This window comes from Paenibacillus phytohabitans (assembly GCF_013141775.1).
GTDB lineage: Bacteria > Bacillota > Bacilli > Paenibacillales > Paenibacillaceae > Paenibacillus_AQ > Paenibacillus_AQ phytohabitans.
On record NZ_WHOB01000093.1, the window covers coordinates 96,190 to 108,008 of the forward strand.

11 protein-coding genes are annotated in these 11,819 nt (G+C 52.0%); all 11 read right to left on the bottom strand.

Features of this window, described 5'->3' with window-relative positions; genetic code table 11:
* Positions 1-85 precede the first annotated feature (85 nt).
* Complete coding sequence (locus GC101_RS31585) at positions 86-1,465, bottom strand: oligosaccharide flippase family protein (RefSeq protein WP_171720532.1); 1,380 nt, start codon at positions 1,463-1,465, stop codon at positions 86-88.
* Positions 1,431-2,930: an O-antigen ligase family protein gene (locus GC101_RS31590; RefSeq protein ID WP_171720533.1), complete on the bottom strand. Its 1,500-nt coding sequence runs from the start codon at positions 2,928-2,930 to the stop codon at positions 1,431-1,433. Before GC101_RS31590 ends, GC101_RS31585 begins: the two co-directional genes overlap by 35 nt.
* Before the next feature lie 31 nt (positions 2,931-2,961).
* Positions 2,962-3,735, bottom strand: coding sequence for a WecB/TagA/CpsF family glycosyltransferase (locus tag GC101_RS31595; protein ID WP_039302998.1), 774 nt, complete (start codon positions 3,733-3,735; stop codon positions 2,962-2,964).
* Entirely contained in the window at positions 3,732-5,078 is a 1,347-nt protein-coding gene (locus tag GC101_RS31600; RefSeq protein WP_039302995.1) for an O-antigen ligase family protein, read from the bottom strand. The genes GC101_RS31595 and GC101_RS31600 overlap by 4 nt, the downstream gene beginning before the upstream one ends.
* A gap of 14 nt (positions 5,079-5,092) precedes the next feature.
* Positions 5,093-6,034 carry a glycosyltransferase gene (locus tag GC101_RS31605; RefSeq protein ID WP_246354602.1) on the bottom strand — a complete coding sequence of 314 codons (942 nt, stop codon included), beginning with the start codon at positions 6,032-6,034 and terminating at the stop codon, positions 5,093-5,095.
* Between the two features lie 19 nt (positions 6,035-6,053).
* Positions 6,054-6,746, bottom strand: coding sequence for a sugar transferase (locus tag GC101_RS31610; RefSeq protein ID WP_039302991.1), 693 nt, complete (start codon positions 6,744-6,746; stop codon positions 6,054-6,056).
* Between the two features lie 30 nt (positions 6,747-6,776).
* On the bottom strand, positions 6,777-7,667 hold the full coding sequence (gene galU / locus GC101_RS31615; RefSeq protein ID WP_171720534.1) for a UTP--glucose-1-phosphate uridylyltransferase GalU: 891 nt from the start codon (positions 7,665-7,667) through the stop codon (positions 6,777-6,779).
* Between the two features lie 46 nt (positions 7,668-7,713).
* Positions 7,714-8,355: a CpsD/CapB family tyrosine-protein kinase gene (locus GC101_RS31620; protein ID WP_171720535.1), complete on the bottom strand. Its 642-nt coding sequence runs from the start codon at positions 8,353-8,355 to the stop codon at positions 7,714-7,716.
* Positions 8,339-9,079, bottom strand: a complete 741-nt coding sequence (locus GC101_RS31625; protein WP_039302983.1) for a YveK family protein — start codon at positions 9,077-9,079, stop codon at positions 8,339-8,341. Before GC101_RS31625 ends, GC101_RS31620 begins: the two co-directional genes overlap by 17 nt.
* Positions 9,080-9,442: 363 nt before the next feature.
* Positions 9,443-10,078: a response regulator gene (locus GC101_RS31630; RefSeq protein ID WP_076247414.1), complete on the bottom strand. Its 636-nt coding sequence runs from the start codon at positions 10,076-10,078 to the stop codon at positions 9,443-9,445.
* Positions 10,079-10,101: 23 nt separating this feature from the next.
* Positions 10,102-11,547, bottom strand: coding sequence for a sensor histidine kinase (locus tag GC101_RS31635; protein WP_246354603.1), 1,446 nt, complete (start codon positions 11,545-11,547; stop codon positions 10,102-10,104).
* Between the last annotated feature and the right edge of the window lie 272 nt (positions 11,548-11,819).

Consider the following 11,819-nt stretch of genomic DNA (forward strand, 5'->3'; position numbering starts at 1 on the left):
CTCCTCCAAGCACCGTCCCTTGGTTTTTTAGCAGATAAGTCGCTCGCCTCGTATTCTCGGCTCGCTGAATCAATTACTTACCTGCTTACACATCCATAGGTTTCTTGCGAATATACGAATTCATCGTCGTCTTCAGCCACTGAAGGTCCTGGGCGTTAATAAGCAGCCGCGGAAGCTTAACCTTCAGGTTGTATCTGATATTAAGAATAATGAACAGGAACCGCAGCACTGCCGAGGAGAGCATCGCCACTCCGGCTCCGAACAATCCGAACTTCGGCACCAGCAGGAAGAGCAGCGGAATCACAAGGATGAGGCCTACTCCCTGAAGAATGGATACGAACTTCGGCTTGCCCAGCGCCATGAACACCTGGGCCAGAATCAGGGTCCCTCCGCTGATGGTCACTTCCAGCAGCAGCAGGCGGAACACGGTAAGCGCCGTATTGAAATCCTTGCCGTAGAGCAGCGGGATGACAAACGGGGCAACCAGCATCAGGAACACTGCGCCTAACAGAGTACAGGTAGTACTGATCCGGAAAGCCTTGAAGGTTAGGGCTACCGCTTCATCCTTCGACATCTCGGAGGCTTTGGGGAACAGGACCACCGTAATCGAGTTGGAGAAGAAGTTGACCATTCGCGACAAGCTTACCGCAACCGCATAGAGCCCCAGATCGGCCGGCCGGAGCAGCCCGGCAATAATGATCTGGTCTATGTAATAAGAGAACTGTCCAAGCAGGTCATTACCATAGGAGCCCATACCGTAAGTAAACAGTCTTTTGAAGTTAAGATAGGCATCCCGCAGTTTAACTTTATAGGTGCGGAGCAGCGAGACCGTCATTCCAATGAACAGCGGAACTGACGGGACCAGATAGGCCAGTGCTGTTGTATAAGGATTCATGTGTCCGGTCAGGATGAGTATCCCAATCGCGGCCAGGGTCAGCAGAGGAATCAGATAACGCAGCCAGTTGAAGGTTTTGTAATCCCCTCTGAACTGGAACGCCGCATTGTTGACCTGCGAGACCACAATCAGCGGACACAGGATCATCGACCACTGGGCGAAGACCACAACCTCATGGCTGAAGGACTTCAGCCAATACGGGAGAACAATAATCCCGATGATCATGGCCATGGTCCCGAACACAAGTCCGATCAGCAGCGCCACCCTGTACAGTACTCCGGCTTCATCCGGGTTCTTCTTGGCGTTGTAGATCAGTGCCGAGGGGATACCGAAGCTCATGCTGAACGCCAGGAATTGTGACCAGTTCACCATAGCGGTCTGTTCCCCCCGCCCTGTCGGGCCGAGATACCGGGCGGTCAGCACACCGGTCAGCATATTGACCAGCAGAATCAGTACGCTGACGAACATTGTTTTGACGGCAGCCGAGCTGTTGTCCTTACTCTTCGTGAAGCGCCGGAGGGAGGACCAGACTGTACTAGCGGGAAGTGATTTCGCGTTCAACTGCTGCATGTGGTATACCCTTCTTTCTGCTCTGAGTAATCTCTTTGGCACTGAGTCCGAGTCCGATCAGCATCCAGATCAGATAACCCTTAAGACCCGGAAATCCGTTATCCGATACCAGACTTACCACAGCCCCCATCCATGCCGCCAGCGACAGGCGGGCGTAAGGCTGAAGATGATCCTTGCTGGTTACTCTGACGGCAATCTCTTTAATGACGGCCCCCAGGGCTCCGAAAAAGAACAATGCGCCGAGTACTCCGAAGGTAAGCAGCAGTGCGATCACACCGTTATCCATGTTCCCATATTCCCCAAGCTCCCCGCCGTTGCCGATCTTCGTCCCCTGTCCTACACTGCCGATACCCTGCCCGACCGGATTACCTGCCACCATCGGCAGCATGTTCGTCCAGAGGCTGAGACGTTCATTGTAGGAATGATCCTCCTGCACCGAGGTGAGGGTCTCCATCCGGGCGACCAGCCCCTCTGCCCCCGGCAGCTTGGGAACGATCGTGAACAGCGCGGCTGCCACGAATCCAAGCTGCAGCAGGGTTTTCCATTTGCCTTTGGATGGAGAGGAGGCAATGTACACCAGCAGCATCACCAGCAGGACCAGCCATGCGGAACGCACCAGCGTAGTCAGCAGGCAGACTACTACGAGCAGAACACCGATCCAGCGCAGTGTCCCCTGCCATCTTTTCTCCAGAATCATCGGGACCAGTGCGAAGACCAGGAAGGTTGCCGCCGGGCCCGGAGAATTCAGAGTGGAGAACACCCGGATCTCGAGGGGATACGGTGTTCCGATGGACATCATATCCGCGTTCCTCATCCAGAAGGCGTCCCACGGGGGAACCGTCAGATACTGTACAATCCCATACGCTGCAACCAGCACGGCGATATTGGCAAAAGCGTACAGCAGCCGGTCGATATCCTTCGGTTTGTACTGGGTTACCGCGAAGAACGGAATCAGCAGCAGTGGAACGATATAATTCGCCAGATCGTATACTGAGCCAATGCCGTTCTTCGCGAGGCCAATCATCGCGCCGTAGGCCAGCGCAATGGAGAACAGCAGCAGGATCCGGGTAGAGGATTTGCGGATCTTGTGAATCTCCTTCAGTACCGGAATGGCTAAGGTAGCTCCGGTGAGCAGGGGCGCCAGACTCAGCAGTGATACGGAGTGATACACCCCTTCATACCAGTCTGCGATCCGCCGCAGCTCCGGCGCCACCGCCCAGATCAGCAGCGTGTAAGGAATCAGCATCCGTGTATTCAGCAGCGCCAGCAGGAAGGCCGGGAAGAGGATTCCTGCCAGTATCACTCCCTGCAGACTGTTCGATGAGCTGAGCTTCGCACTGGCGAAGCCGATCAGCAGCGGCAGAATCACTGCTGCGCCGCAGATCATGGTCATCACTGCCGCTGACTTCACAGCTGATCTAGAGGGGAGACTCAGACTGTTCTCATCCCTGCTTAGCATCTTCATTCCCCCGCCTCCCGTCTCCGCCGCTTCTCGTTTATTGCGATTTGCTGTTCTTCACTTTATCCCGCTTGCGCAGCTCCTTCAGGAGCAGCACCAGGAACTGGGCATCATCGACCAGGTATCTTTTCCATAGACGGCCCGGCTCCTGACTGAGCCTCCACAGCCATTCCATCCCGGTTCTCTGCATGAAATCCGGAGCCCGTTTGACCGAGCCTGACAGGAAGTCGAAGGTTGCACCCACACCGATCGAGATCGGCGCCTGATAAGAGGTATAGTGACGGTATATCCATTTCTCCTGCTTCGGCGCTCCCACGCCTACGAACACAATATCCGGCTGACTCTCGGTCAGCATCTGGATAATCCGCTGGTTCTCTTCTTCGTTGTGCTCAAAGCCGTAGGAAGGAGAATAACAGCCGACAACATTGATACCCGGATAAGCTGCTTTCAGGTTCTTCGTCGCCTGCTCCGGCACGCCTTCCGCTGAGCCCAGGAAGAACAGCCGGTATTTCCTTTGTTCAAAAGCATTGCCCAGCCTGCTGAACAGGTCCGCTCCCGATACCTTTTGCTTCAGCGGCTTACCGAGCATTTTGGAAGCCCAGATGAGCGGCATTCCGTCTGCCACAACAGCTCCGGCTTCGGAATAGACTTCCTGGAACTCTTTGTCCTTGCGGAGCTTGATCACATGATCGACATTGCATGTCAGGATGTAGGACTGGTTCCTTTCCTGAATCGTTTTGTCAATGTAATCGAGCAGGTCCATGAAATCATAGTTATCGAAATTGACATCGAACATATTCACTTGGTTCATCGTATCACTTCTTTTTGTGGGGAATCGGCCAGCTGTGAAGATCGATACAGGCAGTTCAGGTACCAACAGAACGGAATGATGAATTGGACCGTCGACAGCGTGTTATCTGTGAAAGAGTAGATCAGAAACGCTGCTATAAAGAGCAGATAATAAGGTTTGACCGGCGGTGCCAAAGCCCTGTACACCAGAAGGAACACAGCCAACAAGGAAAGCAGCAGCAGGATTGCGCCGAAATACCCTCCATCGAAGTAGAAGCGGATATACTCATTGTGCGGAACAACAAACCCTTTGTAGAGCGATCCGTCATTCGCCACCGTCACCGCTCCAAGACCCCGTCCCGCATAGGGGGAATCCTCCGCTTTATTCAGGAAGTACTCCCAGGCTTCCGCACGCCCTGACAGGTCGACCCCCGTTTCCGTCGTACGTTCGAAGGAACGTTTCTTGATGTTATCGAGCTGCAGGTATACTGCTGAGGTGATTACCAGCAGCGAGCACAGCAGCGGGATTAGAAATTTCGTTTTGCCTTTTAAATACTGGCGGGAGATGTCGTAGAAATAATAGAGCACCATCAGGACCAGTGCCAGGATCGGCCCCCGTGTCCCGGTTCCAATGAGGATCAGGAAATTCAGACCCAGCATTGTGTAGTAAAAGCGGATATGCTGCGGGCTTCGCTTAATTTCAATGAATGCGATCGCGACTCCCATGAAAGCCAGCATAGCCAGATGCGCCGGAATATTCGCCCCCTGAATCCGTACTGCGCCGGTGAATTCGATGTCGAGTAAGGAATGCAGATGAGCCGCCTGCAGCACCACTCCGGCTAATACACTGACCAGCGGCAGCAGGGTGATGATGCGGATTTGCTTCTCAGCCACCTCCTTCTTCCAATTGATAAGCAGGAATACGAAGGGCAGCGATAATCCGATAAAAGCTTTGACTGCAATCGATGAGCTCATCTCCGGAAGCCAGATGGAGAAGGTGAAGGTGATGAAGACCAGCGCCAGCATCGCCCACAGGGGCTGGCTGAGCCGGAACTTCAGGCCGTTGACCAGAATGCACGGCACCAGCAGCATCAGGATAACCAGTTTGTAGAGTGAGAGAATCTCAACACCGAACATACTGCCGCTGAACAGGAAGTTAATCGAGACTGCGGTGGTCAGCAGAACGAAGTAGCTGATCAGTTCCGGACGGGAGATGGAGACAAACAGCAGCATAATCAGGAGTACAGCAGCTACGGCTATGACCGGCTGGTAGATGACCGCTGCCCCCAGGAATAATGCGGACATGAGATAGAGCATTCCGTATGGCAAAGCGTTTATTTTGGAGCCCCATTCAAAATTAGTCATGTCACGCACTCCCCTCACCCCGCTGCGGATTCCCTCTTCCGGTTCCAAATCATATGGAGAGTTCCGCGAATACTCTCCAGCCGGCATTTGTTCAGCAGCCTTCTTCCCTGACTGCGGGAGAGAAGGGAATCTGCCAGAATGTACATCACCTTGGCCCCTGTTTTACCCAGCAGCAGCAGGTTGCCCTTCATCCCTTCGCTTTTCATCGCATTGGAGATGCCTTGGCTGTAATACCGTTTCATGATCCAGTCTTCCGTCAAACGGTTAGCCGGTACGAAATGATCCACCGCCATCTCCGGATGATAGAGAATGGAATGCCCCTCCTGCTGGATTTGGCCGAACAGCCAGGTCTCTTCACCGGAGAGCAGCGAATCACCTTTTCTCCCCAGCTCCAGCGGAAACAGGCTGATGTCGAACACGATCTTGCGCATCGCCATATTGGCTCCGCAGGGGTGCAGACGCTTCGGATATTCCCTGATCCGGTTGCCCAGATCAACTATGGTATATGGAAGCTCGAATGGCTTAATCAGCCATTCCGGACGCTTGCTCTCGAAGATCGGAGCAATTTTACCGCCCATCGCCATCACTTCCGGCTTCTGCTCAAACGTACTGACGATCGTACTAATCCAGGTCCGGCAAGGTATCGCATCATCATCCAGGAAGGCGATGAGCGGCGATTTGGAAGCCAGAATTCCCGTATTCCGGGCCGCCGACAGTCCTTGCACCGGCTCCAGAAGATAACGGATATCCATATCAGCACCATAGGTATCCATAAACCTCCGGATGGCGGCTGCCGTATCATCCTTGGAGCTGTTATCCACAACGATGATTTCGGCCTGGTCCAGATTCTCCAGCGGAAGCAGCGAATGAAGAGTCTTGACCAGCAGCGCCGACCGGTTGTAGGTGCAGATGATAATGGAAATCTTAGGTACTTCTCCGTGTACAAGCATCGGCATTCACCCAATTCCCATAATTTTAATAAGCATTTTTGGAGCCGAGCAGCATCAGGCCGGTTTTGACAATGATCTTAAGATCCAGCATAGTGCTGCGCATGTGGATATAGGTCAGGTCCAGCTGGACCATTTCGTCAAAGCCAACGCTGTTTCTGGCATTAACCTGCCAGTACCCGGTGCAGCCCGGTGTAACCATCAGCCGTTGTTTGTCATACTCCGTATACTGCGCCACCTCTTCAACGAGCGGGGGACGGGGGCCTACGAGACTCATATGGCCCATAAGCACGTTCCAGAGCTGAGGCAGTTCGTCAATACTTGTCTTGCGCAGGAATCTTCCTGTCCGCGTGATGCGGGGATCATTCTTGATCTTGAACATTGCGCCGCTCACCTCGTTGTAGGCCATCAGATTGGCCTTCAGCTCCTCGGCATTGGAGACCATGGATCTGAATTTGTACATAGGGAACAGCTTCTCATCCTTGCCGACCCGGTTCTGGCGGAAGAATACTTTGCCTTTAGGATCCTCCAGCTTGATTAGGACAGCCACCACCGCGAACAGCGGCAGCAGTACGAGAAGGCCAAGAGCGGAGAAAAAAATGTCGATAATCCGCTTCAATACCAGATAGGAATCCATTTCCTTACTTCCTTCATTGGCATGCAGCATGTAAAGTTTCGGCAGGACGGCCTCATAGTCTTCCGGCAGTTTTTGCATGCTCATCTCTCCTCATTCCTCCTAAATATTGTTGGTTCAGCTGCTCAGCGTGGTTTGTCCGGCCTGTTTCAGCCATTCCGACATTGCATCCATCACCTGATAGCGCAAATCCTCGCTCTGTAGAGCAAATTCCAGTGTGGTCAAAATATAACCAAGGCGTTCACCAACGTCATACCGCGTACCATCAAAGTTATAAGCATATACCCGTTCGCTCTGGTTCAGCTTCTGGATCGCGTCCGTGAGCTGAATTTCGCCGCCCGCGCCTTTTTCCTGAAGGTCCAGATACTTGAAGATCTTCGGCGTGAACACGTAACGCCCCATAATCGCCAGGTTGGAAGGAGCCGTTCCGAGCGGAGGCTTCTCCACGAAGTTGTTAACCCGGTAGAGCCGTCCGTCCTGCAGATCCGGTTCAATAATCCCGTAGCGGTTGGTGAATTCATCAGGGATGACCTGAACACCAATCACTGAATTCTGTGTTTCTTGATACTGGTCAATCAGCTGCTTCAGGCAGGGGACCTGTCCGGTTACAATATCATCGCCGAGCATAACGCCGAAGGGTTCATCCCCGATAAACCGTCTGGCACACCATACGGCATGGCCCAGACCCTTGGGTTCCTTTTGCCGGATATAGTGAATTTCCACTTTTGAGGAACGCTGTACTTCTTTGAGCAGCTCCAGCTTACCGTCTTCCAGCAATCTGGATTCGAGTTCAAAGGCATTATCGAAATGATCCTCAATCGCCCGCTTTCCTTTACCGGTAACGATGATGATGTCTTCGATCCCGGAAGCGATCGCTTCCTCCACGATATATTGAATCGTTGGTTTGTTGATAATGGGCAGCATTTCCTTAGGCATCGCTTTGGTTGCCGGAAGGAAACGTGTGCCTAACCCGGCTGCCGGGATTATTACCTTTTTGACCTTTTTCATCACACATACCTCCCAAAAGTTTCATTCACCTTGCCGCTTCAGTACATTATTTGGTCTGGTTCATCGCAATTCCGAGAATTCTTACACCTGTCTGTTCCATAAGAGCCTTCAGCTTGCGGAGAGACTCACGCTTCGTCCGGCCATGTCTGGCCACGATGATTACACCGTCTGAGAGCGGAGCCAGAATGCGGGCGTCACTGAATTCCACCGCTTGCGGCGAATCCAGCAGAATCAGATCAAAGCTTGCTTTCAGTTCTTCCAGCAGGGCTGACATCTTGTCGCTGCCGAGCAGATCCGGGGGACTGACACTGGTAATACCGGCAGGAATTACGGCCAGATTAGCCAGGCTGCCGTATACGGCAATATCTTTGGTTTCCTCATAACCGGCCAGATAAGCGGCCAGCCCTTGGCTTCCTTCTACCTCGAACACACTGTGCAGTCCGGGCTTCCTCAGGTTGCAATCCACAACGGCAACCTTCTTGCCGTCCTGGACGAAGGATACGGCCAAATTGGAGAGAATCGTTGTCTTGCCTTCCCCGCCTTCCGCAGAAGTGAAGAGCAGCACCTGTCCACCATTGCCCTTCAGCAGACCGAGCTGGCGGATATAGGTACGCAGCGAGCGGAAGGATTCAGAGATATGCGAAGACGGGTTAATGTCCGTAATCAAACTTCTATTCAGCCGTAACATAAGCGCCCTCCCCTACTCTTGCCTTGGCATTTGCTGCCTTGCCCAAATCACGTTTACGGATTGCCGGGATACTGGCAATGACCGGAAGGCCAAGATCGAACTCTGCTTCCTTCTCGGATCTCAATGTACCGTTCAGCGTTTCCATCAGCAGGATGATTCCTACTGCCGCCATCAGCGAGACTACAAAGCTGATGATAATGTTCATGGTAGAACCGCTATTGACCGGTCCAGGCTGATTCGCCGGGTCCGCCGGGGTCAGGAACGTTACATTGTCCAGATTCATCAGTGCCGGCAGACTGCGGATGAATGTTTGTGAGACCGCGTTTACGATCGTAGCTGCGGTGGCGTAATCCTCATCCTGCACACTCAGATTAATCACTTGGCTTTTCTCTGAGGATTTGATCTGCAGCTTGGCAGCAAGTTGGCCTGCCGTCAGACCGAATTCGGGATGCTCCGCGATCACACTCTTCATAATCGTTGGTGACTTCATGATTTCCTTATAGCTCTCGATGAGGTTAAGACTGAAGTTGAGTGCGTTGAGATTGTTGCTCTCGGGAACATTTACGACGTTGTTGACCAGTAGCTGTCCAGAGGCGGAGTAGACGGGGACAACGAAGTTTTTGCTGACATAGAAGGTGGTGGCGCAGGAGATAAGCACGAACACCGTGATTAACCATAATCTTTTTTTAATCAGGTTAATGTAATCCAAAATCGTCTTTTCCACAGTAACCCTCCTTCCGCATGTGTTCATTTTGAAAGCAATCATGAAAATTTCAGAACTCTTGCTTTTATTCTATCAACGCACATCATTTGTCACATGCCTCATAGCATCCCTTTACACTTCACTTTCGTGTGATGCCGATTAGTCCCTAAGAGGGTAGGGATGGTATACTTTAGTACCATATGACTGGTAATAACTAACAGCATCCGGTAGCGTTACCTACTTCGCGTGTCACTTCATGCTTTTGAAAGATAAAGAAACTGTTCAGAAAATGTTCAGATGCTCATGCTAGGGTAGGGACCAAAGGGCACAAAAAAACACGGACATCACTGTCCGTGCTCATGAACCATCCGTTATGAGGTAACCTTAGTCGTACGACATCTCGTATTTGGTAAGCCCAACCGCATTGGCATATAATGCTGCCTGCGTCCGGTCCGCTACCTGAAGCTTCGCCAGAATCTGGCTGACATGCTTCTTGACTGTGAATTCACTGATGAACAAGCGGGAAGCGATCTCCCGGTTGCAGGCACCCTGTCCAAGCTCAATCAACACTTCCTTCTCTTTCGGTGTCAATTCATCCGTTGGACTGTTGCCGCTCATCCGCATCTTGTCTTCCATCAGGCCGGGATCATAATACTTTCTGCCTTTGTGCACCAGTTGAATCGCAAACAGCAATTCCTCCGGCAAAGCTTCCTTCAGCACGTAACCGTCTACCAGCACTTCTTCCGCCTTCAGGAAATCCTCCCGGCTTGCGGAGGACGTAAGCAGAATGAACTTACTGGAAATTCCGCGTATACGGGCTGCCTTGATAATGTCCAGACCCGATTCATCGGCAAGCTTCAGGTCAATCAGCACAAGATCAGGCTGTATCTCTTCTATAACGAGAAGAGCTTCCTGGCCATTCGTAGCCTCACCGGCAAACTCCAGATTAGCCTGCATTGAAATCACAGCAGCCAATCCTCTTCTCACCAAAGGGTGATCATCAACAATGACGATTTTCACTTGAACGACCTCCTGCCTAAAGTTTATGCATTTTTTAGTTCAGCCACACCGACAGGGATGGAGATCAAAATTCTGGTGCCTGCATTCTCACTGCTGGACAACTGGAAGTCACCGCCAAGGGACTGTGCCAAATATTGCATATTCTTCATTCCCAGTCCGCCGGTGTTATCCTCGGACTCGGTCCAGATCAAGTCCGTATCGAATCCGACGCCATCGTCGATAATCGATAGTCTGATCCATTTGGGCTTCAGGGACAATTCAACATCCACCCGGCTGGCCGCACCATGACGTATGGCGTTGCCTGTCGCTTCGGAGATAATCCGGAAGAGCGCCTTGTGGTAAGGATAAGGGAGACTGAAATCATCCCCCGTTATTTTTAGTTCAATTTCCACATCATTGAGCCGGGACAGGCTCTTGAGATGGGAGCGCACCATGCCAAGCCAGCTGGGGCCGCCGCTCTTCTTGGAGCTGAGGCTGTAGATGGTGATCCGGAGTTCCTTGGCCACCTTGGTGGCTGAATCGTGAATCAGCTCAATTTGTTCCTCCAGCTCGCCTTCGGACATTTTGCGCCAGGACTGCTTCAGGGAATGCGTAGCATATACAATGCCAAAAAGGCTCTGTGATACACTGTCATGCATTTCATCGGCTATCCGGTTCTGTTCATTCGTGATGATCAGCCGGTTCTCGATCACGCCCAGCTCATGGCGCTCAAGAATAATCGCACTCAGCTCCGACAGGAACATCAGCTGCTGGATATACCATCTGCGGCCTTCCAGCCCTTCCGAGGATTCCAGCCTCACGCCGATCATCCCGACGAACCGTGTGCTCATCCTTACCGGCATCAGCAGGAAATCACCAAGACCCGGCAGACTCTTGAATACCGGTTCCCGCTGCAGCCTCCATTCATGCTCATGCTTCTCCAGCTCCATGAACAGAAACCGTTCTTCCTCATGCTGCCAGCCCGTCTGCCGGCTCTCCGGAGCGGGCTCCCCGCTCTTCTTCGCGAACCAGAACAAGGCCTTCTCCAGCCTGGTAAGCTTTACAACGTAGTCGGTAATGACTTGGCCTATGTTCATGAAATCATGCTGGCTCGATGTTTCCACGATGTGATAAAGCGACTTGATATGTTCCATGGTATCGTTGGTCCGCGCGTTTGCTTCCTCCCGTTGCCGCTTTATCCCGTTAACCATTTGCATAACTATAACCGCAAGAGCCAGGGCTAGAAACATGTTGCCGTTCGTAAGCAAGATTTCGGAGAAAGATTTCCCCGCAGAACCGGGGAGAAAATAACATAGCGCGGCAACGATGCCGAAATACCCGAGAAGCAGGCTCCAGACAAAATAGAATGATAGCGATCCTGCAGCAATCAGGACAGGACTCAGCACATACAGCTTAAACGGGCTGTCATATCCCCCTGTAAATAGCGTCAATACAATGATTCCCGCCAGCTCTATACTGATAACGAGCATAAGAACACGCGGTCTTGCACGAAGCCTCCGGTAATAGAAAGTGAATACTTGAGCAAATAAGAATAGCACAATGATTAGTAGGGATTTGTATATTACGGAAGGCCCCGCAGGAACCATGAGGAACATAAACGATGTGAGGGACAAAGAAATGGTTCTGTAAAAGGCGATCATTCTGTCTTCAGCTGTTGCTTTAATTTTCATCCCACCACCCTATTCTCCAGTTTGTGGAAAATTCGAGCTTATTCTAAGCTATGTTTAAAAGCATCATACAT